We start from the raw sequence: 24,304 nt of genomic DNA, 5'->3' as shown, positions 1-24,304 counted from the left end.
GGAGACCACCATGGCCACCCTCCTCTACCGCATCGGGCGCTTCGCCTACCGGCACGCGCTCCTCGTGCTCCTCGCCTGGGTCGTCGCCGCGGCCGGCGTCCTCGGCCTCGGCCTCGGGCTCGGGGGCGACAGCGAGGAGTCCTTCTCGATCCCCGGTACCGAGTCGCAGCAGGCGATCGACCGCCTCGCGGGCGTGTTCCCGCAGACGGCGGGCGCGAGCGCGCAGGTCGTGATCCAGGCGCCCGAGGGCGAGACGATCGACGAGGGCGCGAACGAGGAGGCCGTCGAGGAGACCGCCGAGGCGCTGGGCGACCTCGAGGGGATCGCCCAGGCGGTGCCGCCGAGCTCCGAGTACGCGAACGACCCGGTCAGCGACGACCACCGCACGGCCATCATCACCCTCCAGTTCGACGAGGAGGCGATGAAGGTCACCGACCAGCTCCTCGAGGACGTGCAGGCGGCCGCCGATCCGGCGCGCGACGCCGGTCTGAAGGTCGCCTTCGGCGGCCAGGTCTTCCAGGACGTGGCCTACGGCGTCACCCCGACCGAGCTGATCGGCGTCGGCTTCGCGGCGCTCGTGCTCATCATCGTCTTCGGCTCATTCGTCGCCGCGGGCCTCCCGCTCGCGACGGCCTTCGCCTCCCTCATGATCGCGCTCGGCGGCGTGCTCGCGGTCTCGGCCTTCACCGAGATCAGCGCGGCGACCCCCATGCTCGCGCTCATGATCGGCCTCGCGGTCGGCATCGACTACGCGCTCTTCATCCTCTCGAGGCACCGGACCCAGCTCGGGCAGGGCATGGATCCCGAGGAGTCGACCGCGACGGCCGTCGCGACCTCCGGCAGCGCCGTCGTCTTCGCGGGCCTCACCGTCGTCATCGCGCTCGCCGGCCTCCTCGTCGTCGGCGTGCCGTTCCTCGGCGTCATGGGCGTCGCGGCGGCCGTCGCGGTCGTGCTCGCGATGCTCGCGGCCGTCACGATGCTCCCCGCGATCCTCGGCCTCATCAAGGGCCGGCTCGCGCCGAAGCCCGGCTCGCGCGCCGCGCGCCGCGCGACCGCCGATCCGGAGCGCGCCGGCGGCCTCGGCGGGCGCTGGGTGCGGCTCGTGCTGCGTGCGCCCGTGGTCTTCATCGTGGCCGTCGTCGCGGTGCTCGGGACGCTGTCCATCCCCGCCTTCAGCCTCGCGCTCGCGCTGCCGGACGGCGCCTCGGAGCCCGAGACCTCGACCGCGCGCCAGGCCTACGACATGATCGACGAGGCCTTCGGACCGGGCCGCAACGGCGCCCTCGTGGTCGCGCTCGACATCACGCAGTCGACCGATCCGATCGCCGACCTGAAGGCGATCGGCGAGCGGCTCGAGGAGATCCCGGGCGTCGTGTCGGCGGGCGGCGGCGTGCCGAACCCGACCGTCGACACCGGCATCATCCAGGTCGAGGCGGAGACCGGGCCGACCGATCCCGCGACGACGGCGCTCGTGGAGCGCATCCGCGAGGCCGCCCCCGACATCGAGGACGACTTCGGCACCGAGATGTGGGTGACCGGCAACACGGCCGTCCAGATCGACGTCTCCTCGCGCCTCAACAGCGCGCTCGTGCCCTTCGGCCTCATCGTCGTCGGCCTCTCGATCGTGCTGCTCGCGGCCGTGTTCCGCTCGCTGCTCGTGCCGCTCTCCGCGGCGATCGGCTTCCTGCTCTCGCTCATGGCGGCCTTCGGCGTCGTCGTCGCGGTGTTCCAGTGGGGCTGGGGCGCCGAGGCGCTGCACGCGGTGCCCGGCCCGATCCTGAGCTTCATGCCGATCCTGCTCATCGCGATCCTGTTCGGCCTCGCGATGGACTACCAGGTCTTCATCGTCTCGGGGATGCGGGAGGCCTGGATCCACGGCGAGCGGACGAAGGAGGGCGCCCGCCGTGCGGTGATCTCCGGCTTCACGGGCGCCGCACGCGTCGTCACGGCGGCCGCGGCGATCATGTTCTTCGTCTTCGCGGCCTTCGTGCCGGAGGGCGCGGGCGTCATCAAGACGATCGCCCTCGGGCTCGCCGTCGGGATCGCCGCCGACGCCTTCCTCGTGCGCATGACGCTCATCCCCGCCATCATGGCGCTCGCCGGCCGGCACGCCTGGTACCTGCCGCGCTGGCTGGGCCGGGTGCTGCCGCACCTCGACGTCGAGGGGGAGGGGCTCGTCGCCCACCGCCGCGAGGTCGAGTGGGCGGAGCGCACGGACGCGGCGATCGCGCTCGAGGGGCTCGTCGCGGGCGGGGCGGACGGCCGCCGGGTCGGGCCGATCACGGCCGCCGTGCCGCGGGGGGCGCTCGCGCTCGTCGCCGGGCCCGAGGCCGATCGCCGCGCGCTCGCGCTCACCATCTCGGGCCGCCTCGCGCCCGTCGACGGCCTGGCGCAGGTCGACGGCGTCTCGGTCGGGACGGATGCGGCCCGCGCGGCCCGCCGCGTCGCCCTCGCCGATCTCGGCGCCTCGCGCGAGGAGGTCGCGGTCACGGCCGCGGGGCTCGTCGCCGAGCGGCTGCGGCTCACCCTGCCGGTGCGGCGCGCGCATCGGTCGCGCGAGCTCGCGCTCGACGTGCTCGACGCCGTCGACGAGGCGCTCGACTCGGGCGTCTCCGACGCGGCCGCGCGCGCCGGGGCGACGATCCCCGCCGGCCGCCGCCGTGGCATCCGCCCCGAGGCGCCGCTCGCCGGGCTGCCGCCGCTCGAGCGCGCCGCCGTCCTCGCCGCCGCCGCGCTCGCCGAGGGCGCGCCCGTCGCGCTGCTCGACGCGCGCGGGCTCGAGCCGGACGTGCTCGTGCGGCTCGCGCCCGTCCTCGAGGCGCTCGCCGCGCCGGGCGCGACCGTCGCGCTCGGCGTGGACCGCATCCCCGCCGCCCTCGCGCCGCCGTCCGGCGCGCGCACCCGCACCGTCATCGAGCTCCACCGAGAGGGAGTCCAGCTGTGAGCCCCGCCATCCGCACCCGCCGCCTCCGCGCCGTCGGCGTCGTCGCCGCCGTCGTGCTGCCGCTCGCCTTCACCGGCCTCGCCGCCTGGGCGGCCGGCGGCTCCGAGTCGAGCGCGCTCGAGCGCATCCCCGCCGCGATCGTGAACGAGGACGAGATGGTCACCCAGACCACGCCCGACGGCGAGGAGCAGCCCATCCTTGCGGGGCGCCTCGTCGTCACCGAGCTGACCGACCCCGACACGGAGGGCTTCGACTGGCGGCTCACGAACGCCGAGGACGCGGAGGACGCGCTCGAGGCGGGCGAGGTGCAGGCGATCGTCACGATCCCCGAGGACTTCTCGGCCTCCATCGCCTCGCTGCAGGGCGACGACCCGCAGCGCGCCGAGTTCGACATCCGCACCGACGACGCGCACTCCTACCTGGCCGGCTCCGTCGCGCAGTCCGTCGGCGACGGGATGGCGGCGGCGCTCGGCTCGCAGATCACCGAGCAGGTCATCGGCGGCCTGTACTCGGCGATCGGCGAGTTCGGCGGCGCGCTCTCCGAGGCCGCCGACGGCGCCCAGCAGATCGCGGACGGCGCGGGGGAGTCGGCGGACGGCGCGCAGCAGCTCGCCGACGGGACCGCGCAGAGCGCGTCCGGTGCGGGCGAGCTCGCCGCGGGGATCGGGCAGTCGGCCTCGGGGGCGCAGGAGCTCGCGGGCGGCGTGAAGCAGTACACGGGAGGCGTCAGCGGCGTCGCGGGCGGGCTCGGCGAGCTGTCGGCCGGGGTCTCGAACCCGCAGACCGGGCTCCCCGCCGGCATCCGCGCCTACAACGCGAGCCTCCGCGCCGCACAGGCGGACCTCGCAGACGCCGTCTCGCGCGTGCAGCAGAATCCGATCGACCCGGTCGCGCAGACGGATCTCGCGATCGCGAGCGCGACCATCGAGGGGATCCTCGACCAGGGCGGTGCGCCGCTCGAGTCGGGCGCGACGCAGCTCGCGGGCGGCATCCGCCAGCTCTCCAGCGGCGCGCAGCAGCTCGCCCAGGGCGGCGCCCCGCTCGCGAGCGGCACGCAGGAGCTCGCCGACGGCCTCGGCCAGGCCGCGGGCGGCGCGGACGAGCTCGCGGGCGGCCTCGGGCAGCTCGCCGAGGGCCAGCAGGGCCTCGCCGACGGACTCGACCAGCTCGCCGACGGCGGCGGCGAGCTCGCGGGCGGCCTCCGCGAGGGCGCCGAGCAGGTGCCGGCCATGGATGCCGACGAGGCGGCGGACGCGGCCGAGATCGCCGCATCCCCGGTCGGCGCGACCTCCGAGCGCGAGCACGAGACGAGCGAGGTCGGCCCGATCATCGCGACCTTCTTCGGTCCGATCGGCCTCTGGGCGGGCGCGATCGCGATCGCGCTCATGCTGCCGGCCGTCTCGCGGCGCGTCCTCGCCTCGACCGCGGCGACGGGCCGCATCCTCGGCTCCCGTCTCGGCCTCGCCCTCGCGGCGACGGCGGCGCAGGCGGTGCTGCTCGTGGCGCTCCTCCACACGGTCCTCGGGGTCGCGTGGTCTGCGCTGCCGGCGACGCTCGGCTTCTCGCTGCTCACGGCGGGCGCCTTCACGGCGCTCCACCACCTCCTCACGACCTGGCTCGGCCGCACCGGCATCGTCGTCTCGCTGCTGCTGCTCGGACTGCAGCTCGTCGCGACCGGCGGGCTCTACCCGGTGCAGGCGCTCGCCGAGCCGTTCCGGAGCCTCAGCGAGGTGCTGCCGCTCACGGCGGCGGTGCGCGGGATGCAGGGCATCGTCACGGGCGGACCGGCCGGCCCCGTGCTCTCGGCGGCGGCGCTCCTGCTGGTCGTCGGGCTCGCCTCGGTCGGCTTCGCGCACCTCGCGCTCGCCCGCACCCGCCGCGCGCGGGCCCTCGGCCTGGCCGCCTGACGCTCGACCGACCCTCGCGCACCTCGCGCGTCCCGCGAGGGGTCCCATATGACGGGTACGGGAGGCCGAGACCCGTCATATGGGACCCCTCACGGGCGGCCGCCGCGCGCACCGCGCACCTGGGCCTCCTCTGGGCGTCCGCCGGATGCCGGCGGCCGGCTCGGTAGGCTGGGCGCATGCCCGACGATCGAACCGATTTCATCGTCGTCTCCAACCGCCTCCCCGTCGACCGGGTCGTGGATGCGGACGGCGCCACCGCGTGGAAGCAGTCGCCCGGCGGCCTCGTCACCGCGCTCGAGCCCGTCATGCGCGCGGCCGACGGCGCGTGGGTCGGCTGGGCCGGCCAGCCGGACCTCGACCTCGAGCCCTTCGAGAACGAGGGCATCACGATCGTGCCGGTGCCGCTCAGCGAGCGCGACATCGAGCTCTACTACGAGGGCTTCAGCAACGACACCCTCTGGCCGCTCTACCACGACGTCATCGCGCAGCCGAGCTACCACCGCGTCTGGTGGGAGCGCTACGTCGAGGTCAACCGCCGCTTCGCCGAGCGCACCGCCGAGGTGAGCGCGGAGGGCGCCACCGTCTGGGTGCAGGACTACCAGCTGCAGCTGGTGCCGAGGATGCTGCGCGAGCTCCGCCCGGACCTCACGATCGGCTTCTTCAACCACATCCCGTTCCCGGCATACGGCATCTACTCGCAGCTGCCCTGGCGCACGCAGATCATCGAGGGGCTCCTCGGGGCGGACGTGATCGGCTTCCAGCGCGCCGCCGACGCCGGCAACTTCACGCGCGCGATCCGCCGCCTCCTGCCGTACTCGACGCGCGGCTCGATCGTCGAGGTGCCGGACGGCGACGGCACCCGCGAGGTCGTGGCGAAGGCCTTCCCGATCTCGATCGACGCCGCCGCCTTCGAGGAGCTCGCGCAGCGCCCCGAGGTCGTGGCGCGCGCGGCGCAGATCCGGCACGACCTCGGCGACCCCGAGACGATCCTGCTCGGCGTCGACCGCCTCGACTACACGAAGGGGATCGGGCACCGGCTGAAGGCGTACGGCGAGCTCCTCAAGGACAGCCGGATCGATGTCGAGGACACGGTGCTCGTGCAGGTCGCGAGCCCGAGCCGCGAGCGGGTGGAGACGTACCGCCAGCTCCGCGACGAGATCGAGCTGACGGTGGGCCGGCTCAACGGCGACTTCAGCACCATCAGCCACCAGGCGATCAGCTACCTCCACCACGGCTTCCCGCGCGAGGAGATGGCGGCGCTCTACCTCGCGGCCGACGTCATGCTCGTGACGGCGCTGCGCGACGGCATGAACCTCGTCGCGAAGGAGTACGTGGCGGCCCGCAAGGACGAGGACGGCGTGCTCGTGCTGAGCGAGTTCGCGGGCGCCGCGGACGAGCTCAAGGCCGCCCTGCTCATCAACCCGCACGACATCGCGGGCCTCAAGGACACGATCATGCAGGCCGTCGAGATGCCGCGGGCGGACCGTCGCCGTCGGATGCGGTCGCTTCGCAAGCGGGTGCGCGACAACGACGTGGCGCACTGGTCGCGCAGCTTCCTCGACACCCTCCGCCGCGCGAGGGCGGAGTCGTGAGCACGGCGCTGCCCGAGTCGATCGGCCAGGCGGTCGCGGGGCTCGCGCGCGTCCCCCGGCTCCTCGTCGCCCTCGACTTCGACGGCACGCTCGCGCCCGAAGTCGACCGTCCCGAGCAGGCCAGGGCGGTGCCGGCCGCGCGGGATGCGGTGCTCCGGCTCCGCGGGCTGGCCGGCGTCCGCGTCGCGATGGTGAGCGGGCGGGCGCTGAGCAGCCTCGAGCACGTCACCGACCTCCCCGACGACGTGCTCCTCGTCGGCTCGCACGGCATCGAGCTGCGGCTCGACGATCCCGATGACGTGGTCGGCCTCGACGAGCAGGAGCGGCGCGGCGTCGAGGTGCTCCAGGAGGTGCTGGGGGAGGTCGCGGGCGCGATCGACGACGTGTGGCTGGAGGAGAAGCCGGCCGGCTTCGCGCTCCACACCCGCCTCGCGAGCGAGCACGCCTCCCGCGTCGCGCACCTCGTGGCGCTCAGCGAGACGGCGGCCGAGCTCGAGGACCTGACCGTCCGGCGCGGGAAGAACGTGCTCGAGTTCTCGGTGCGCTCGACGACGAAGGGCGAGGCGGTCGAGCATCTGCGGCGCTACACGCGCGCGGACGCCGTGCTGTACGCGGGCGACGACGTGACCGACGAGGACGCCTTCGCGGCGCTCGGCGAGGGTGATCTGGCGCTGAAGAGCGGCCCGGGCGAGACGATCGCCGCCCACCGGGTCGAGGGACCGGAGGAGGTCGCGGCGGTGCTCGCGCTCCTCGCCGAGCTGCGCGCGGTGGCGCATCCGGTCGAGCGCTGAGCCGGAGCGCTGAGCCCGGGTCGCCGCCGCGGTCAGCGGCGGCCGCTCTGAGACCCGTAGAATAGGGAGCGACTCCAGGGCGCACGTCTCCGGCCTTCATCCGGATTCCTGCCGTCCCGACGACCCTCCGCCCGCGACCGCGGGCGGGAGCCGCCTCGACGAACTGGGAGGACCGTCATGCTGGCCCTCCTCTGCGCGTTCGCCCTCCTCGCGGTGCTCCTCCCGGCGCTCACGCGCCGCCTCGGGCGAGGCGTCTTCCTCCTCGCCGCGATCGTGCCCGCGGCGGCGGCCGTGCACGCGGCGCTCGCGATCCCGGATGCCGTGGCCGGCATCCCGCTCCAGGAGCGCGTCGAGTGGGTCGCCCAGCTCGATCTCGCGCTGGCGTTCCGGCTGGATGCGCTCTCGACGACGATGGCCCTCGTGGTGGGCGGCGTGGGGGCGCTCGTGCTCGTCTACTGCGCGCGCTACTTCCGCTCCGACGAGCCGGCGCTGGGACGCTTCGCGGCGACCTTCCTCGCCTTCGCGGGCGCCATGTACGGGCTCGTCGTCGCGGACGACGTCTTCCTGCTCTTCGTGTTCTGGGAGGCGACGAGCGTCTTCTCCTACCTCCTGATCGGCCACGCGACGGGTCGTCGGGCGAGTCGCCGGGCCGCGATGCAGGCGCTCATGGTGACGACCCTCGGCGGGCTCGCGATGTTCGTGGGGCTCGTGGTCCTCTGGCAGCAGACCGGCACCTCCTCGCTCGCAGGGATCGTCGAGGCGGCGCCGGGGGGCGCGCCCGCGATCGTCGGCGCCGCGCTGGTCGTCGTCGGCATCGTGTCGAAGTCGGCGCTCGTGCCCTTCCACTTCTGGCTCCCGGCCGCGATGGCCGCGCCCACGCCGGTGAGCGCCTACCTCCACGCGGCGGCGATGGTGAAGGCGGGCATGTATCTCGCGCTCCGCATGTCGCCGGGTCTCGCCGAGGTGCCGGGCTGGCGCGAGTCGCTCGTCGCCCTCGGCCTCCTCACGATGCTCGTCGGCGCCTGGACGGCGCTGCGGCAGACCGACCTCAAGCTGGTGCTCGCGCACGGCACGGTGAGCCAGCTCGGCTTCCTCGTCGCGGTCGCCGCGATCGGCACCCGCGACGCCGTGCTCGCCGGCACCGCGCTCCTCGTCGGCCACGCCCTCTTCAAGTCGACGCTCTTCCTCGTCGTCGGCGTCGTCGACCACAGCGAGGGCACCCGCGACCTCCGAAAGCTGTCGGGGCTGGGCCGCACCCGGCCGGTCCTGGCGGCGACGGCCGCCGCCGCGATCCTCTCGATGGCGGGCCTCCCGCCGGCCTTCGGCTTCGTCGCGAAGGAGGCCGTGCTCACCTCCCTGCTGGATGCGGGGGAGGCCGGGGATGCGCTGTCCTGGCTCGCGCTCGGCATCATCGTGCTCGGCTCCGCCCTCACCCTCGCCTACGGCGTGCGCTTCCTCTGGGGGGCCTTCGGCACGAAGGCCGGCGTGGAGCGCTGCACGCCCGGCCCGCACGGCCGCGTCGCCGCGCTCTTCGAGGTCGCGCCGATCGCGCTCGCCGCCGCCGGCCTCCTCCTCGGGCCCGTCGCGCACCTCGCGGATCCGCTGCTCGGCGCCGTCGCCGACCGGACGCCCGCGGAGGGCGAGATCGCGCACCTCGCCTTCTGGCACGGGCTGGAGCCCGCGCTCGCCGTCTCGGCGCTCTCGATCGGGCTCGGCGCGCTCGTCTTCGCGCTCATCGGGCGGCGCGTGCCGGGCGCCCCCCAGCCGGAGCAGCTCGCGCCCCGCGCGTACCGCGCCGCGATCCGAGCGCTCGAGGCGACCGCGATCGCCGTCACGCGGAAGACGCAGCGCGGCTCGCTGCCCTTCTACCTCGGCACGATCTTCGTCGTGGTCGTGGTCGCCGCCTCGACCGCGGTCGCCCTCTCGGGCCGCGGGCTCGGCGATGTGCGCGAGTGGGACTCGCCCGCGCAGCTCGCGATCGGCCTCCTCATGGCGGGCGCGGCGATCGCGGCGACCCGGGCCGCGAAGCGCTTCCAGGCGGTCGTGCTCGTCGGCGTCACGGGCCTCGGCATGGCCTCCCTCTTCGGCCTGCACGGCGCCCCCGACCTCGCGCTCACCCAGGCGCTCGTCGAGATCGTGACGCTCGTCGCCTTCGTCCTCGTGCTCCGTCGCCTCCCGGCGCGGCTCGGCGACCAGCACGGCTCCGGCTTCCGGCTCGTGCGCGCGCTCATCGGCGCCGCCGTCGGGCTCGTCATGATCATGGTCGCGCTCGTCGCCGCGGGCGCGCGCGTCGACGTCCCGATCTCGGTCGAGTGGGCGGAGCTCGCGGTCACGCAGGGGCACGGCGAGAACGTCGTCAACGTCGCGCTCGTCGATCTCCGCGGCTGGGACACGATGGGCGAGCTCTCGGTCATCATCGCGGCCGCGACCGGCGTCGCGAGCCTCGTCTTCCTCCGCGGCCGCGCCGACACCCTCCCGCGCGTGGGACGCCGCGAGGCCCGCCAGGCCTACCGCGACCGCCGCGCCGAGCGCCGCACCGCCGCGAGCGAGTCGAGTCGCGGCGCCTGGCTGCTCGCGGGCCGCACCCTCGCCGAGCAGCACCGCTCGATCCTCCTCGAGGTCGTCGTGCGCCTCGTCTTCCACGCCCTCATCGTCCTGTCGATCTACCTGCTCCTCGTCGGGCACAACGCGCCCGGCGGCGGCTTCGCGGGCGGCCTCGTCGCGGGCCTCGCGCTCGTCGGCCGCTACCTCGCGGGCGGACGCTTCGAGCTCGGCGCCGCGGCGCCCTTCGACGCGGGCAAGACGCTCGGCGCGGGCCTCATCCTCGCGGGCGGCACCGCCGCGGTCCCGCTCCTGTTCGGCGTCGACGCGCTCACCTCCTCGTGGTTCACGGTGCCGCTCGGCCCGCTCGGCGAGTTCGACTTCGTGACCTCGACGATCTTCGACATCGGCGTCTACTTCGTCGTCATCGGCCTCGTGCTCGATGTGCTCCGCTCGCTCGGCGCCGAGGTCGACCGCCAGTACGAGGACGGCGACGCCGGCGCCCCCGAGCCCGAGGGGGTGCGCGCGTGAGCCTCTCGCTGACGATCCTGCTCGTCATGGGCGTGCTGTACGCCTGCGGCGTCTACCTCATGCTCGAGCGCAGCATGACCCGCGTCCTCCTCGGCTTCCTCCTCGTCGGCAACGCCACGAACCTCCTCATCTTCTCGATGGCCGGGATGCCGGGGGTCGCACCCATCGCCGACGGCGAGGCGCCCTCGAGCGACATGACCGACCCGCTGCCGCAGGCCCTCGTGCTCACCGCGATCGTCATCACCTTCGGCGTCTCCGCCTTCCTCCTCGCCCTCATCTACCGCTCCTGGCGCCTCGGCCAGGCCGACGAGGTCGAGGACGACGAGGCCGACCTCGCGCTCAGCGCGGGCGGCGTGCCCGAGGAGGAGGCCGCGGTCGACGCCGACACCGACTTCGTCGACGACGAGCACACGGAGGCCGACGAGGCCGCCGACCGCACCGTCGGCAGCCCGAGCCCGCAGGAGGAGGCCACCACATGATCGCCCTCGTGCCCGCCGTCGTCCTCGTGCCGCTGCTCGGCGCGGCGCTCGCGCTCGTCCTCGGCAAGCGCCCCCGCCTGCAGCGCATCGTGTCGATCCTCGCGCTCGTGGTCGTCGTCGCGATCAGCGCCGTCCTGCTCGTGCAGGTGGATGCCGAGGGCACCCTGGTCATGGAGGTCGGCGGCTGGGCGGCGCCCTACGGCATCGCGCTCGTCGTCGACCGGCTCTCGGCCCTCCTGCTCCTCATCTCGGCGATCGTGCTCCTCGCGGTCCTCGTCTTCTCGGTCGGGCAGGGTCTCGCGGACGGGCACGACGAGACGCCGGTCTCGATCTACTACCCGACCTACCTCATCCTCGGCACGGGCGTCTTCAACGCCTTCGTCGCGGGCGACCTCTTCAACCTCTACGTCGGGTTCGAGATCCTGCTCGTCGCGAGCTACGTGCTCATCACCCTCGGCGGCACGGAGGCGCGCATCCGCGCCGGCACGACCTACATCGTCGTGAGCCTCGTCTCCTCGGCGCTGTTCCTCGCCTCCATCGCGCTCATCTACGGCGCGCTCGGCACCGTCAACATCGCCCACATCTCGGTGCGGATGGGCGAGATCGACGGCTCGGTGCAGATCGTGCTCCACGTCATGCTGCTCGTCGCCTTCGGCATCAAGGCGGCGGTGTTCCCGCTCTCCTTCTGGCTGCCGGACTCCTACCCGACGGCGCCCGCACCGGTCACGGCGGTCTTCGCGGGCCTGCTCACGAAGGTCGGCGTCTACGCGATCCTCCGCACCGAGACGCTCATCTTCCCCGGTCCCGACCTCAACTGGCTGCTGCTCGTGATCGCGGGCCTCACGATGGTCGTCGGCGTGCTCGGCGCGGTCGCCCAGACCGACATCAAGCGACTGCTCTCCTTCACCCTCGTCAGCCACATCGGCTACATGGTGCTCGGTGTCGGCCTCGGGACCGCGGAGGGCACGGCGGCCGCGATCTACTACGTCGTGCACCACATCGTCGTGCAGACGACGCTGTTCCTCGCGACGGGGCTCATCGAGCGCGTCGGCGGCACCACCTCGATCACCCGCCTCGGCGGACTGCTCGCGGCATCCCCGCTCCTCGCGATCCTCTTCTTCGTGCCGGCGCTCAACCTCGGCGGCATCCCGCCCTTCTCCGGCTTCATCGGCAAGCTCGCGCTCTTCGAGGCGAGCGCGCTCGAGGGGTCCTGGCTCGCCTGGACGCTCGTCGGCGCGGGGGCCCTCGTCTCGCTGCTCACCCTGTACGCGCTGATCCGCGTGTGGAGCCTCGCCTTCTGGCGCTCCGCACGGGAGGTCGCCGAGCAGCACGACGCGGATGCCGCGGCGGCCGGCGAGGACCCGGTGCGCAGCGGGCACGAGCCCGAGCGCCTCGCGGCCCCCGATGCGCTCCTCGCCGGCGGCACCGCCCCCGTGACGGCGGCCGTGCAGGTGCAGGAGGCGAAGACGACGCCGCGGCTCATGATCGGCGCGACCGCCGGCATGGTGCTCGTGAGCCTCGTGCTCACCGTCGCGGCCGGACCGCTCTACGAGCTCGCGGCCCGCGCGGGCGAGAGCCTGGAGAGCGCCTCCTACATCGCGAGCGTGTTCCCGGAGGGTGCGCCGTGAGCGGGCAGGCCGGGGGGCGCACCCGCGAGGAGAAGCTCGAGATCGGCGCCATCGTGTGGCAGCAGCTCCCGCTCCTCGTCGCCCTCGTCCTGCTGTGGATGCTGCTCTGGGGCACCGTCTCCTGGCTCTCGGTGCTCAGCGGTCTCGCCGTCGCGGTGGTCGTGACGCGCGTCTTCTACCTGCCGCCCGTCGAGCTCTCGGGTCGCACCAACGTGCTCTGGCTGTTCGTGTTCCTCGGGATCTTCCTCTGGGATCTCGTGCGGGCCTCCTTCCAGGTCGCGGCGCGCGCCTTCGACCCGCGCGGCATCCGGGGCAACGCGGTCATCGCGGTGCAGCTGCACACCCGCAGCGACTTCATCGTGACGATCACCTCCGTCGTCGTCTCGCTCGTGCCGGGCTCCATCGTCGTCGAGGTCGACCGCGACCGCTCGATCCTCTACCTCCACGCGCTCGGCGCCCGCACGGAGGCCGACATCGAGAAGGTCCGCCGCGACGTCCTCCGCGTCGAGCGCGGCGCCGTCCGCGCGCTCGGCTCGCGCGCCGATCTGAGGAGGCTCGACGCATGACCGTCCTGCACTGGATCGCGGGCGCGCTGTTCGCGGCGACCGGCCTCCTCGCGGTCTTCCGCGTCGTCCGCGGCCCCTCGATCCTCGACCGCATGATCGCCTCCGACGTGCTGCTCACCTGCCTCATGCTCATCGTCGGGATGGAGATGGTCGTGAACCACCACACGCGCTCGATCCCGCTCATGCTCGTCCTCGCGGCGTCCGCGATCTTCGGCACGGTCGCGGTCGCGCGCTACGTCTCGAAGCAGGATCGCGGCATCCAGGGGGGTGGCGGCTCGTGAGCCTCGACATGCCGCTCGACCTCGCGGCGGCGATCCTGCTCGTGCTCGGCGGCGCGCTGTCGCTCGCGGCGGGCGTCGGCCTGCTCCGGTTCCCGGATGCCCTGACGCGCCTCCACGCCGGCACGAAGCCGCAGATCCTCGGGCTCGTGTTCGTGGTCGCGGCGATCGCGCTCGCCGACCGCAGCTGGTCGACGCTGCTCGCGCTCCTGCCGGTCGTGCTGTTCCAGATGCTCACGGCGCCGGTCGCGGCCCACATGGTGGGGCGCGCGGGCTACCGCACCGGCAACTACCGCGAGGACCTCATGGTGCGGGACGACCTCGCCGACGCCGTCGACGAGGCGAGCCGCCCCGAGCACTAGCCCGCGATGTGGGTTTCTCCGCATTCGCCGCGCGGATCCGCGCGGCGAATGCGGAGAAACCCGCATCGCGGCTCAGCTCGAGAAGCCGCCGTCGGACGTGATGAGCTGGCCCGTCACCCAGCCGGCGTCGGGGGAGAGCAGCCAGGCCACGAGGGATGCCGTGTCGGCCGGGGTGCCGAGGCGCCCCGTGCGCTGACGGGTGAGACCCCATTCCCGGATCGCGTCATCCATCCACCCCGTGTCGATCGGCCCGGGGTTGACGAGGTTCGCGGTGATGCCGCGGTCGCCGAGCTCGACCGCGGCGCCCTGGATGAGCCGGTCGAGCGCGCCCTTCGAGGCGCCGTAGGGCAGGTTGTACGCGACGTGGTCGCTCGTGAGCGCGACGATGCGGCCTCGGCCGGTGCCGGCCCGCGGCCCCTCGGCCTCGAGCCCCGGGGCCTGCGCCGCGAAGTCGCGCACGAGCAGCCAGCTCGCCCGCGCGTTGACCGCGAAGTGGCGATCCCAGCTCTCGACGCTCGTGGAGGCGATGTCGCTGTCGACGCCCTCGGCGTGCGTCAGGACGAGCGCGGTCAGCGGCCCGAGCTCGCCGGCCGCCCAGGGGACGACCGACTGCGCGGCCTGCGCGTCCGCGAGATCGAGGTCGCGGTGCACGACGCGCGCGCCCGCCTGCCGCAGCTCCGCCGCGATCCGCTCGGGATCCTCGGCCGTGCCGCCCAGCCGGAGGTCGTGCTCGGTGCGGTGGGTGAACGCGAGGTCCCAGCCCTCCCGGGCGAGGCGCGCGGCGATCCCCGCCCCGATCGAGGAGGCGCGGCCGACGCCGATGACGAGTGCTCCCGGGCGTCCCATGCCGTCCATCCTGCACCCCCGGCCGCTCTACACTCGTCACATGCCTGAAACACCTGCCGAGGGCGCCGGCGCGCCCGACTGGAAGCCCCGCTCGCGTGTCGTCACGGACGGCATCGAGGCCACGACGAGCCGCGGGATGCTCCGTGCGGTCGGCATGGGCGATGAGGACTGGGAGAAGCCCCAGATCGGCATCGCGAGCTCCTGGAACGAGATCACCCCCTGCAACCTCAGCCTCGCGCGCCTCGCGCAGGCGGCGAAGGAGGGCGTGCACTCGGGCGGCGGCTACCCGCTCCAGTTCGGCACCGTCTCCGTCTCCGACGGCATCTCGATGGGTCACGAGGGCATGCACTTCTCGCTCGTGAGCCGCGAGGTCATCGCCGACAGCGTCGAGACCGTCATGCAGGCCGAGCGCCTCGACGGCTCCGTCCTGCTCGCGGGCTGCGACAAGTCCATCCCGGGCATGCTCATGGCGGCCGCGCGCCTCGACCTCGCGAGCGTCTTCCTCTACGCGGGCTCCATCGCCCCCGGCTGGGTGCGCCTGAGCGACGGCACGGAGAAGGAGATCACGATCATCGACTCCTTCGAGGCCGTCGGCGCGGTCAAGGCCGGCAAGATGAGCCTCGAGGACGCGAAGACGATCGAGTGCGCCTTCGCGCCGGGCGAGGGCTCCTGCGGCGGCATGTACACCGCGAACACCATGGCGAGCGTCGCGGAGGCGCTCGGGCTGTCGATCCCCGGCTCCGCCTCGCCGCCCAGCTACGACCGCCGCCGCGACTACTACGCGCACCGCTCGGGCGAGGCCGTCGTGAACCTGCTGCGCACCGGCATCACGGCGCGGACGATCCTGACGAAGAAGGCCTTCGAGAACGCGATCGCGGTCGGCATGGCGCTCGGCGGCTCGACGAACATCGTGCTGCACCTGCTCGCGATCGCGCACGAGGCGGAGGTCGAGCTGACCCTCGACGACTTCAACCGCATCGGCTCGAAGGTGCCGCACATCGGCGACCTCAAGCCCTTCGGCCAGTACGTCATGAACGACGTCGACCGCCGCGGGGGCCTCCCCGTGCTCATGAAGGCGCTCCTGGATGCCGGCCTCATGCACGGCGACGCGCTCACCGTCACCGGCAAGACGCTCGCCGAGAACCTCGCCGACATCGACCCGCCGAAGCTCGACGGCGCGGTGCTGCGTCAGCTCGACGACCCGATCCACGAGACGGGCGGCCTCACGATCCTCAAGGGCTCGCTCGCCCCCGAGGGCGCCGTCGTCAAGACCGCGGGCTTCGACGCCGCGACCTTCGAGGGCCCCGCGCGCGTCTTCGAGCGCGAGCGGGCGGCGATGGATGCGCTCACGAACGGCGAGATCGCGGCCGGCGACGTCGTCGTCATCCGCTTCGAGGGCCCCAAGGGCGGCCCGGGCATGCGCGAGATGCTCGCCATCACGGCCGCCATCAAGGGCGCGGGGCTCGGCAAGGATGTACTACTCTTGACCGACGGACGATTCTCAGGCGGCACAACCGGCCTGTGCGTCGGCCACATCGCTCCCGAGGCTGTCGACGCAGGTCCCATCGCCTTCGTGAGAGATGGTGATCAGATCCGGGTCGATATCGCAGCCCGGTCGATCGACCTACTGGTCGATCCGGCCGAGCTGGAAGCCCGCCGCGACGGCTGGGCTCCGCTTCCTCCGCGCTATACCCGTGGCGTCCTCGCGAAGTACTCCAAGCTCGTGCGCTCCGCCGCGGAAGGCGCCGTCACGGGGTAGCTCGCGCTCCTCTCACCAGCTCTTCACGACACGAAGGACACCCCCTATGACTGCGGATGCATCCGCTGCGCCCGCCGCGCCGCGCCCTGCCGCGGGCGGCGAGCCGCCCATCCTGACCGGCTCCGGCCAGATCCTCGCCACCCTCGAGAAGCTCGGCGTCACCGACGTCTTCGGCCTCCCGGGCGGCGCGATCATGCCGTTCTACGACGAGCTCATGGCCTCGGAGGCGGTGCGCCACATCCTGGTCCGTCACGAGCAGGGCGCCGGCCACGCGGCCGAGGGCTACGCCGCGGCCTCGGGTCGCGTCGGCGTCGCGATCGCGACGAGCGGTCCCGGCGCCACGAACCTCGTGACCGCGATCGCGGACGCGCACATGGACTCCGTGCCGATGATCGCGCTCACCGGCCAGGTGTTCTCGACCGTCATGGGCACGGACGCCTTCCAGGAGGTCGACATCGTGGGCATCACGATGCCGATCACGAAGCACTCCTTCCTGGTGCGCCGCCCCGAGGACGTGCCCGCGACGCTCGCGGCCGCCTACCAGATCGCGACGACCGGACGCCCCGGCCCCGTGCTCGTCGACGTCACGAAGGACGCGCAGCAGAACTCGGCGCCGTTCATCTGGCCGCCGAAGGTCGAGCTGCCCGGCTACCGCCCCGTCACGAAGGCGCACGGCAAGCAGATCGTCGCGGCGGCGGAGCTCCTGCTCTCCTCGCGGAAGCCCGTCCTCTACGTGGGCGGCGGCGTCATCCGCTCCGGTGCGCACGCCGAGCTGCTGAAGCTCGCCGAGCTGACCGGCGCCCCCGTCGTCACGACGCTCATGGCCCGCGGCGCCTTCCCGGACTCCCACCCGCAGCACCTCGGCATGCCGGGCATGCACGGCTCCGTGCCGGCCGTGCTCGGCCTCCAGGAGTCGGACCTCATCATCTCCTTCGGCGCCCGCTTCGACGACCGGGTCACCGGCAAGGTGAGCGAGTTCGCGCCCGAGGCGAAGATCGTCCACGTCGACATCGATCCGGCCGAGATCGGCAAGATCATGGCGACCGACGTGCCGATCGTGGGGGATGCGAAGGAGGTCATCGCGGACCTCATCGACGCGGTCGGCCAGCTCGGCGGCTCGGCGAAGCCCGACTACGCCGACTGGTGGACGCGCCTCGAGCAGCTGCGCGCCAACTTCCCGCTCGGCTACACGGAGCCGGATGACGGCCTCCTCTCGCCCCAGCACGTCATCGAGCGGATCGGCGCGCTCTCGGGCCCCGAGGCCGTCTACGCGGCCGGGGTCGGCCAGCACCAGATGTGGGCCGCGCAGTTCATCAAGTACGAGCGCCCGCACGCCTGGCTCAACTCGGGCGGCGCCGGCACGATGGGCTACTCGGTGCCCGCCGCGATGGGCGCGAAGGTCGCGGAGCCGCACCGCACGGTGTGGGCGATCGACGGCGACGGCTGCTTCCAGATGACCAATCAGGAGCTCGCCACCTGCACGATCAACGACATCCCCATCAAGGTCGCGATCATCAACAACTCCTCGCTCGGCATGGTGCGCCAGTGGCAGACGCTCTTCTACGACGGCCGCCACTCCTTCACCGACCTGAACACGGGATCGGTCAAGGACGGCGAGCAGACCCGCATGGTGCCCGACTTCGTGAAGCTCGCCGACGCCTACGGCGCCCTCGGCATCCGCGTCACGAAGAAGGAGGAGATCGACGCCGCGATCACGCTCGCGCTCGAGACGAACGACCGTCCCGTCGTGATCGACTTCGTCGTCAGCCGGGACGCGATGGTGTGGCCGATGGTCCCGCAGGGCGTCGGCAACTCGCAGGTCCAGTACGCGCGGGAGCACGCGCCGGAGTGGGAGGACGAGTGATGAGCGCGCATGTGCTGTCGCTGCTGGTCGAGGACAAGCCGGGCCTCCTCACCCGCGTCGCGGGGCTGTTCGCCCGCCGCGGCTTCAACATCAACTCGCTCGCGGTCGGCCCGACCGAGATCCCGGGGCTCTCGCGGATCACGGTCGTCGTGGATGTCGACGAGCTCCCGCTCGAGCAGGTGACGAAGCAGCTCAACAAGCTCGTCAACGTCATCAAGATCGTGGAGCTCGACCCGAACGCCTCCGTGCAGCGCGAGCACCTGCTCGTCAAGGTGCGCGTCGACAACACGACCCGCTCGCAGATCCTTGAGGCCGTGAACCTGTTCCGCGCCCGCGTCGTCGACGTGGCCACGGATGCGCTCGTGATCGAGGTCACGGGCGACAGCGGCAAGGTGCAGGCCTTCCTCCGCGTCCTCGAGCCGTACGGCATCCGCGAGCTCGCCCAGTCCGGCCTGCTCGCGATGGGCCGCGGCCCGAAGAGCATCACCGAGCGCGTCCTGCGCTCCTGACCCCTCTGACCCCAACAAGGAGAGAACCAACAGTGACCGAGATCTTCTACGACCAGGACGCCGACCTGTCGATCATCCAGGGCAAGAAGGTGGCCATCGTCGGCTACGGCTCGCAGGGCCACGCCCACGCCCAGAACCTCCGCGACTCGGGCGTCGAGGTCCGCATCGCGCTCAAGGACGGCTCGAAGTCGACCGCGAAGGCGCAGGAGGAGGGCTTCGAGGTCTCCAGCGTCGCCGACGCCGCCGAGTGGGCCGACCTCATCATGATCCTCGCGCCGGACCAGCACCAGCGCTCGATCTTCGCCGACTCCATCAAGGACAAGCTCACGCCGGGCAAGACGCTCGCCTTCGCGCACGGCTTCAACATCCGCTTCGGCTACATCGACGCGCCCGAGGGCGTCGACGTCATCCTCGTCGCCCCGAAGGCCCCCGGCCACACGGTGCGCCGCGAGTTCGTCGCCGGCCGCGGCATCCCGGACATCATCGCCGTCGAGGTCGACGCGACGGGCTCCGCCTGGGAGACCGCGAAGTCCTATGCGAAGGCGATCGGCGGCACGCGCGCCGGCGTCATCAAGACGACCTTCACCGAGGAGACCGAGACGGACCTCTTCGGCGAGCAGGCGGTCCTCTGCGGCGGCACCTCGCAGCTCGTGCAGTACGGCTTCGAGGTCCTCACCGAGGCCGGCTACCAGCCGCAGATCGCCTACTTCGAGGTGCTCCACGAGCTCAAGCTCATCGTCGACCTCATGTGGGAGGGCGGCATCGCCAAGCAGCGCTGGTCGGTCTCCGACACGGCCGAGTACGGCGACTACGTCTCGGGTCCGCGCGTCATCTCTCCCGACGTCAAGGAGAACATGAAGGCGGTCCTCGCGGACATCCAGTCGGGTGCCTTCGCGGAGCGCTTCATCGGCGACCAGGACGCGGGCGCGCCCGAGTTCACCGAGCTGCGCGCGAAGGCCGAGCAGCACCCCATCGAGGTGACCGGCAAGGAGCTCCGCGCCCTCTTCTCGTGGAAGCAGCAGGACGCCGACTACGTGGACGGTTCGGCCGCCCGCTAGTCACCAGGTGCGATAGACACGTCTGTCACGCGAGGGACCCCGTCATGGCGGGGTCCCTCGTGCATTCCGGGTGTCCGTACCGAGCGGGCTGCGCTGTGGGAAGCGCCGGGAGGACGCCCCGCGGCGCGTAGGATCGCCTCGTGACCAAGACAGCGGTGCACTTCGGTGCGGGCAACATCGGCCGGGGCTTCGTCGCCCAGTTCCTCCACGAGAGCGGCTACGAGGTCGTCTTCGCCGATGTGAGCGACGAGCTCATCGGCGCGCTCCAGGCGCGCTCGAGCTACACCGTGCACGAGGTCGGGCACGACGCACGCGACCACGTCGTCGACGGCTACCGCGCCATCAACAGCCGCGACCACGAGGCGGAGGTCGTGGCCGAGATCGCGCAGGCCGACCTCGTCACGACGGCGGTCGGCGCCCGGATCCTGCCGTTCGTCGCCCCGCTCGTGGCCCGCGGCCTCGCGGCCCGCGCGGAGGGCGCCGCGCCCCTCGTCGTGATCGCCTGCGAGAACGCGATCGGCGGCACCGACATCCTCGCGGAGGCGGTCCGCACCCACGGCGACGCCTCGCGCGCGGTCTTCGCGAACTGCGCGATCGACCGCATCGTGCCGGAGCAGCACGGCGGCCTCGACGTCACGATCGAGTCCTTCTCGGAGTGGGTCGTCGACCGCACCGCCTTCGAGCGCCACCCCGACTGGCAGGGAGCGCCGCCCGAGATCTCGGGGGTGACCTGGGTCGAGGATCTCGCCCCCTTCATCGAGCGGAAGCTCTTCACGGTCAACACGGCCCACGCGACCGCCGCGTACCATGGCACCGACCGGGGCTGGGAGTCGATCCGCGAGGCGCTCGCCTCACCCGAGCTCCAGGCGGAGGTGCGTGCCGTCCTCGACGAGACGAAGCGCCTCATCGTGCTCAAGCACGGCTTCTCGGAGGAGGAGCAGCAGGCGTACATCGAGAAGACGCTCGCGCGCATCTCGAACCCCGAGCTGCCGGACACCTGCGAGCGCGTCGGCCGCGGGCCGCTCCGCAAGCTCTCCCGGCACGAGCGCTTCATCGCGCCGGCCGCGGAGCTCGTCGAGCGCGGCGAGACGGCGTGGGATCTCCTCAACGCGGTGGGCGCCGCGCTCCGCTTCGACGTCGCCGCGGACGCCGAGAGCGTCGAGCTCCAGCAGCTCCTCGCCTCCGGCCGCGACGCCGCCGACCTCGCCGAGACCGTGACCGGCATCGAGCCGTCGCACCCGCTCTTCCCGCACCTGGTCGAGGTCTTCCAGCTGCGCCTGGACCGCTAGGTCCGCCCCGGATGACGGAGCGGACCCCGGATCCCGATCTGGAGCCGGACGACGACGCCCTGCGCTGGGAGGGCGACGAGGAGCTCGGCCGCAGCGGCGTCGAGGACCGCATGGCGGCGGTGGACCGCCGTCGGGCGGGCGCGGACGACGAGGGCGCGGACGGCGGCGACGCCGAGGGCTCGGACGCCGTGGCCGTCGCCTCGGGATCCTCGCGCGGCCAGGGCGGCCGCACCTTCGCGACCGGCCTCTTCGCGCTCGTCTTCCTCCTCCTCACGATCGGCTGGATCCTCACCGTGCAGCAGCGCTTCGGCACGGCCGCGCTCGGCGTGACCGCCGTGCTCGACGGCCTCGGCGACTTCCTCACGATGATCGCGCCCGGCCTGTGGTTCGCGACGACGCTGCACCTCACCCGGGACCGCCGCCTCCGCATCCGCCTCGGCTGGCTCGCGCTCGGCACGGGGCTGCTCGTGCCGTGGCCGATCCTGCCGCTCCTGGTCGGGGCGGCCTCGTGAGCGGCGGGCGGACGCCGGAGGGCGAGGAGCTGGAGCCGGTCGCGATCGAGACCGAGGAGCCCGGCGAGCCGCGCTGGTGGGCGGTCGCGACCTCCCTCGTATTCGCGGTGCTCTTCGCGTATCAGCTGCTCCGCGCGATCGGGAACATGGTGCAGACCACCCAGGTGTACGAGGCCTTCGGCCGGGCCGAGGCGACGCCGTGGCTGTGGATGTCGCTGTGGGTCGCGCTGCCGGTGCTCGGCTTCGCGGGCGCGCTGCTCGTCGCGCGCGGGCGCCCGGTCTTCGACCGCGCGATCGTCTTGACGGCATCCCTCGCGACCGTGTGCGCGCTCGGCGTCGCGCTCGTGTTCGCCGCGTCGACCATCGGCTGAGACCGCCGGCCTAGACGGGCGCGAGCCCCGCGAGCAGCACGAGCGCGATGAGGAGGAGCTGCGCGATCGCGCGCGGCACGAGCGGGATCGCGGCCCGCCCGAAGCGCTCCGGGTCGCGCGCCGCGACCGCGTTCGCCGGGAAGACGGCGACGAGGAACACCGCGAGCGCGATGCCGGCGGCCGCGCGCAGCGGCGCCCAGGGCGCCAGGAGGCCGAGGCCGCCCGCGATCTCGCAGACGCCCGTGAGCGCGACGAGCGCCGCGGGGGAGGGGAGCCCGGGGCGGCGGAGCGCACCGGGGATCATGGCCCGCATCCCGCGGGCGGGGCCGGGCAGGAAGTGCGCGACGCCCATCCCGACGAAGGCCGCGGCGAGGAGGATGCGGAGCGCGAGCAGCGCGATCTCGGCGGCGGTCATGCCCCCATCGTCACACGGCGACCCGCCGTCGGGAGGCCGGCCGCCGCCGCGGTAGGCTCGTCGTGCTCTCGCTCGCGCAGCCGAAGGAATCGAAGAATCGTGGCCAAGCCGGTCGTCCTGATCGCCGAAGAACTGTCCCCCGCCACCGTCGACGCTCTCGGGCCCGACTTCGACATCCGCTCCGTGGACGGCACCGACCGCCCGGCGCTCCTCGCGGCCCTCGCGGGCGCGGATGCCGTGCTCGTCCGCTCCGCGACCCGCATGGACGCCGAGGCGATCGCCGCGGCCCCGCAGCTCAAGGTGATCGCGCGCGCGGGCGTCGGGCTCGACAACGTCGACATCCCCGCCGCGACCACCGCGGGGGTCATGGTCGTCAACGCGCCGACGTCCAACATCATCAGCGCGGCCGAGCTCACGATCGGCCACATCCTCAGCCTCGCGCGCCACATCCCGGCCGCGCACGCGAGCCTCGCCGGCGGCGAGTGGAAGCGCTCGAAGTACACGGGCGTCGAGCTCTACGAGAAGACCGTCGGCATCATCGGCCTCGGCCGGATCGGCGCGCTCATCGCGAGCCGCCTGCAGGCCTTCGGGGTCGAGGTCGTCGCCTACGACCCCTACATCTCGGCTGCCCGCGCGCAGCAGCTCGGGGTGCGGCTCCTCTCGCTCGACGAGCTCGTCGCCGAGAGCGACTTCATCACGATCCACATGCCGAAGACCCCCGAGACGACGGGCATGATCGGCGAGGCGCAGCTCAAGGCCATGAAGCCGAGCGCCTTCGTCGTGAACGTCGCGCGCGGCGGGCTCGTCGACGAGGCGGCCCTCGCGGCGGCCCTCCACGCGGGCGAGATCGCGGGCGCCGGCATCGACGTCTTCACCTCGGAGCCGCCGAAGGACGACCTCCTCACGAGCGCACCGAACATCATCGTGACCCCGCACCTCGGCGCCTCGACCGAGGAGGCCCAGGAGAAGGCGGGCGTCTCGGTCGCGCGCAGCGTGCGCCTCGCCCTCGGCGGCGAGCTCGTGCCGGACGCGGTCAACGTCGCCGGCGGCGTCATCGACCCCTACGTCCGCCCCGGCATCCCGCTCATCGAGAAGCTGGGCCAGGTCTTCGTCGGCCTCGCCGACAGCCCGCTCGCCTCGGTCGATGTGGAGGTGCGCGGCGAGCTCGTCGACTACGACGTGAGCGTCCTGAAGCTCGCGGCGCTCAAGGGGATCTTCTCGAACATCGTCTCCGAGCAGGTCTCCTATGTGAACGCGCCGCTCCTCGCCGAGCAGCGCGGCGTCGCCGTCCGCCTCATCACGGAGGCGACGAGCGAGGAGTACCGCAACGTCCTCACCATCCGCGGCGCCCTCGCGGACGGCACCCAGATCTCCGTCTCGGGCACCCTCACCGGCACGAAGCAGATCGAGAAGATCGTCGAGATCAACGGCTACGACGTCGAGGTGCCGATCGCGCGCCACCACGTCGTGATGCTCTACACCGATCGGCCCGGCATCGTCGCGGTCTACGGCAAGGAGTTCGGGGATGCCGGGATCAACATCGCGGGCATGCAGATCGCGCGCCGCAGCGCGGGCGGGGCGGCGCTGAGCGTCCTCACGATCGACTCGCCGGCGCCGGACGGCCTCCTCGAGCAGGTCGCGAGCGCGATCGACGCGGACCTGCTCCGCGAGATCGATGTCGTCCTCGACTGAGCCCGCCGTCCCGCCTCGGAGGGATGCGCTGGGCCGCGCGGCACTGGTCCTCGCGGTCGCGCTCGCGGCGCTGGTCGTCGTCCAGACGGTGTGGAGCGCGGTCGCGCCCCGGCTGCTCACGATGCCCGTGGAGCTCGGCGAGGGCACCTTCGACGCGCGGTCGAGCGATCCCGGAGCCGTCGCCGCGACGCTCCTCGCCCTGGCGGTCGTCCGGGTGATCCTGGCGGTCGTGACGCTCGCCGTCGGGATCGTCGCCCTGCGCCGTCCGGGCGTCGCCAAGGGGTCGGCCGGTGCGGCGACGGGCGTCGCCTCGCTCGCGCTCGTGCAGGCGGCCGCCGGGTTCGTCGCCGGGGCGCTCGCGAGCGTCTGA

At 73.0% G+C, this 24,304-nt stretch carries 21 protein-coding genes; 19 read left to right on the top strand and 2 right to left on the bottom strand.

All coding sequences use genetic code 11. The features are described 5' to 3' along the window. Positions 1 to 10 precede the first annotated feature (10 nt). The 10 genes from OF852_RS06885 (at position 11) to mnhG (ending at position 13,619) form a co-directional block, all read left to right on the top strand. Positions 11 to 2,944 carry an MMPL family transporter gene (locus OF852_RS06885; RefSeq protein ID WP_271121058.1) on the top strand — a complete coding sequence of 978 codons (2,934 nt, stop codon included), beginning with the start codon at positions 11 to 13 and terminating at the stop codon, positions 2,942 to 2,944. Next, positions 2,941 to 4,851, top strand: a complete 1,911-nt coding sequence (locus OF852_RS06880; RefSeq protein ID WP_271121057.1) for a YhgE/Pip domain-containing protein — start codon at positions 2,941 to 2,943, stop codon at positions 4,849 to 4,851. Before OF852_RS06885 ends, OF852_RS06880 begins: the two co-directional genes overlap by 4 nt. A gap of 176 nt (positions 4,852 to 5,027) precedes the next feature. Next, positions 5,028 to 6,443 carry an alpha,alpha-trehalose-phosphate synthase (UDP-forming) gene (gene otsA / locus OF852_RS06875; protein WP_271121056.1) on the top strand — a complete coding sequence of 472 codons (1,416 nt, stop codon included), beginning with the start codon at positions 5,028 to 5,030 and terminating at the stop codon, positions 6,441 to 6,443. Then, entirely contained in the window at positions 6,440 to 7,234 is a 795-nt protein-coding gene (gene otsB, locus OF852_RS06870) for a trehalose-phosphatase (protein WP_271121055.1), read from the top strand. The genes otsA and otsB overlap by 4 nt, the downstream gene beginning before the upstream one ends. 177 nt (positions 7,235 to 7,411) lie before the next feature. After that, on the top strand, positions 7,412 to 10,306 hold the full coding sequence (locus OF852_RS06865) for a Na+/H+ antiporter subunit A (protein ID WP_271121054.1): 2,895 nt from the start codon (positions 7,412 to 7,414) through the stop codon (positions 10,304 to 10,306). Further along, positions 10,303 to 10,785: a Na(+)/H(+) antiporter subunit C gene (locus tag OF852_RS06860; RefSeq protein WP_271121053.1), complete on the top strand. Its 483-nt coding sequence runs from the start codon at positions 10,303 to 10,305 to the stop codon at positions 10,783 to 10,785. The genes OF852_RS06865 and OF852_RS06860 overlap by 4 nt, the downstream gene beginning before the upstream one ends. Then, on the top strand, positions 10,782 to 12,413 hold the full coding sequence (locus OF852_RS06855) for a Na+/H+ antiporter subunit D (RefSeq protein WP_271121052.1): 1,632 nt from the start codon (positions 10,782 to 10,784) through the stop codon (positions 12,411 to 12,413). Before OF852_RS06860 ends, OF852_RS06855 begins: the two co-directional genes overlap by 4 nt. Then, complete coding sequence (locus tag OF852_RS06850) at positions 12,410 to 12,979, top strand: Na+/H+ antiporter subunit E (RefSeq protein ID WP_271121051.1); 570 nt, start codon at positions 12,410 to 12,412, stop codon at positions 12,977 to 12,979. The genes OF852_RS06855 and OF852_RS06850 overlap by 4 nt, the downstream gene beginning before the upstream one ends. After that, positions 12,976 to 13,260 (top strand): monovalent cation/H+ antiporter complex subunit F, encoded by a 285-nt coding sequence (locus OF852_RS06845; protein ID WP_271121050.1) that lies wholly within the window; start codon positions 12,976 to 12,978, stop codon positions 13,258 to 13,260. The genes OF852_RS06850 and OF852_RS06845 overlap by 4 nt, the downstream gene beginning before the upstream one ends. After that, complete coding sequence (gene mnhG, locus OF852_RS06840; RefSeq protein ID WP_271121049.1) at positions 13,257 to 13,619, top strand: monovalent cation/H(+) antiporter subunit G; 363 nt, start codon at positions 13,257 to 13,259, stop codon at positions 13,617 to 13,619. Before OF852_RS06845 ends, mnhG begins: the two co-directional genes overlap by 4 nt. A 72-nt stretch (positions 13,620 to 13,691) precedes the next feature. On the opposite strand, the gene OF852_RS06835 is transcribed toward mnhG, so the two are convergent. Beyond that, positions 13,692 to 14,465, bottom strand: coding sequence for an SDR family oxidoreductase (locus OF852_RS06835; RefSeq protein ID WP_271121048.1), 774 nt, complete (start codon positions 14,463 to 14,465; stop codon positions 13,692 to 13,694). A 40-nt stretch (positions 14,466 to 14,505) separates the two neighbouring features. On the opposite strand from OF852_RS06835, the gene ilvD reads away from it, so the two are divergent. The 7 genes from ilvD (at position 14,506) to OF852_RS06800 (ending at position 21,827) form a co-directional block, all read left to right on the top strand. Then, positions 14,506 to 16,224 carry a dihydroxy-acid dehydratase gene (gene ilvD / locus OF852_RS06830; protein ID WP_271121047.1) on the top strand — a complete coding sequence of 573 codons (1,719 nt, stop codon included), beginning with the start codon at positions 14,506 to 14,508 and terminating at the stop codon, positions 16,222 to 16,224. Positions 16,225 to 16,270: 46 nt separating this feature from the next. After that, positions 16,271 to 18,088 (top strand): acetolactate synthase large subunit, encoded by a 1,818-nt coding sequence (locus OF852_RS06825; RefSeq protein ID WP_271121046.1) that lies wholly within the window; start codon positions 16,271 to 16,273, stop codon positions 18,086 to 18,088. Further along, the gene (gene ilvN / locus OF852_RS06820; protein ID WP_271121045.1) at positions 18,088 to 18,597 is read left to right on the top strand and encodes an acetolactate synthase small subunit; all 510 of its coding nucleotides are present in this window, start codon (positions 18,088 to 18,090) and stop codon (positions 18,595 to 18,597) included. Before OF852_RS06825 ends, ilvN begins: the two co-directional genes overlap by 1 nt. Before the next feature lie 32 nt (positions 18,598 to 18,629). Further along, complete coding sequence (gene ilvC, locus OF852_RS06815; RefSeq protein ID WP_271121044.1) at positions 18,630 to 19,655, top strand: ketol-acid reductoisomerase; 1,026 nt, start codon at positions 18,630 to 18,632, stop codon at positions 19,653 to 19,655. A gap of 140 nt (positions 19,656 to 19,795) precedes the next feature. After that, a complete protein-coding gene (locus OF852_RS06810) occupies positions 19,796 to 20,944 on the top strand; it encodes a mannitol-1-phosphate 5-dehydrogenase (protein ID WP_271121043.1) in 1,149 nt (382 codons plus the stop codon). Positions 20,945 to 20,955: 11 nt separating this feature from the next. Then, the gene (locus tag OF852_RS06805; RefSeq protein ID WP_271121042.1) at positions 20,956 to 21,456 is read left to right on the top strand and encodes a hypothetical protein; all 501 of its coding nucleotides are present in this window, start codon (positions 20,956 to 20,958) and stop codon (positions 21,454 to 21,456) included. Continuing rightward, a complete protein-coding gene (locus tag OF852_RS06800) occupies positions 21,453 to 21,827 on the top strand; it encodes a hypothetical protein (RefSeq protein ID WP_271121041.1) in 375 nt (124 codons plus the stop codon). Before OF852_RS06805 ends, OF852_RS06800 begins: the two co-directional genes overlap by 4 nt. Positions 21,828 to 21,837: 10 nt before the next feature. Here OF852_RS06800 and OF852_RS06795 read toward each other — a convergent pair whose 3' ends face one another. Then, positions 21,838 to 22,242, bottom strand: coding sequence for a DoxX family protein (locus tag OF852_RS06795; RefSeq protein WP_271121040.1), 405 nt, complete (start codon positions 22,240 to 22,242; stop codon positions 21,838 to 21,840). Positions 22,243 to 22,341: 99 nt separating this feature from the next. Between OF852_RS06795 and serA the strand changes: the two genes are divergently transcribed. Then, a complete protein-coding gene (gene serA / locus OF852_RS06790) occupies positions 22,342 to 23,934 on the top strand; it encodes a phosphoglycerate dehydrogenase (RefSeq protein WP_271121039.1) in 1,593 nt (530 codons plus the stop codon). Continuing rightward, positions 23,918 to 24,304, top strand: a complete 387-nt coding sequence (locus OF852_RS06785; RefSeq protein ID WP_271121038.1) for a hypothetical protein — start codon at positions 23,918 to 23,920, stop codon at positions 24,302 to 24,304. The genes serA and OF852_RS06785 overlap by 17 nt, the downstream gene beginning before the upstream one ends.

The organism is Homoserinibacter sp. YIM 151385 (assembly GCF_027912415.1).
Taxonomy (GTDB): domain Bacteria; phylum Actinomycetota; class Actinomycetes; order Actinomycetales; family Microbacteriaceae; genus Schumannella.
This window is presented reverse-complemented; position numbering and strand designations above follow the sequence as displayed.

Excerpts from the sequence above, each read along its gene's own strand:
- OF852_RS06885 (WP_271121058.1), top strand. The coding sequence starts at position 11 with ATGGCCACCCTCCTCTACCGCATCGGGCGCTTCGCCTACCGGCACGCG.
- otsA (WP_271121056.1), top strand. The coding sequence starts at position 5,028 with ATGCCCGACGATCGAACCGATTTCATCGTCGTCTCCAACCGCCTCCCC.
- OF852_RS06865 (WP_271121054.1), top strand. The coding sequence starts at position 7,412 with ATGCTGGCCCTCCTCTGCGCGTTCGCCCTCCTCGCGGTGCTCCTCCCG.
- OF852_RS06855 (WP_271121052.1), top strand. The coding sequence starts at position 10,782 with ATGATCGCCCTCGTGCCCGCCGTCGTCCTCGTGCCGCTGCTCGGCGCG.
- OF852_RS06845 (WP_271121050.1), top strand. The coding sequence starts at position 12,976 with ATGACCGTCCTGCACTGGATCGCGGGCGCGCTGTTCGCGGCGACCGGC.
- OF852_RS06835 (WP_271121048.1), bottom strand. The coding sequence starts at position 14,465 with ATGGGACGCCCGGGAGCACTCGTCATCGGCGTCGGCCGCGCCTCCTCG.
- ilvD (WP_271121047.1), top strand. The coding sequence starts at position 14,506 with ATGCCTGAAACACCTGCCGAGGGCGCCGGCGCGCCCGACTGGAAGCCC.
- OF852_RS06825 (WP_271121046.1), top strand. The coding sequence starts at position 16,271 with ATGACTGCGGATGCATCCGCTGCGCCCGCCGCGCCGCGCCCTGCCGCG.
- ilvN (WP_271121045.1), top strand. The coding sequence starts at position 18,088 with ATGAGCGCGCATGTGCTGTCGCTGCTGGTCGAGGACAAGCCGGGCCTC.
- OF852_RS06805 (WP_271121042.1), top strand. The coding sequence starts at position 20,956 with ATGACGGAGCGGACCCCGGATCCCGATCTGGAGCCGGACGACGACGCC.
- OF852_RS06795 (WP_271121040.1), bottom strand. The coding sequence starts at position 22,242 with ATGACCGCCGCCGAGATCGCGCTGCTCGCGCTCCGCATCCTCCTCGCC.
- OF852_RS06785 (WP_271121038.1), top strand. The coding sequence starts at position 23,918 with ATGTCGTCCTCGACTGAGCCCGCCGTCCCGCCTCGGAGGGATGCGCTG.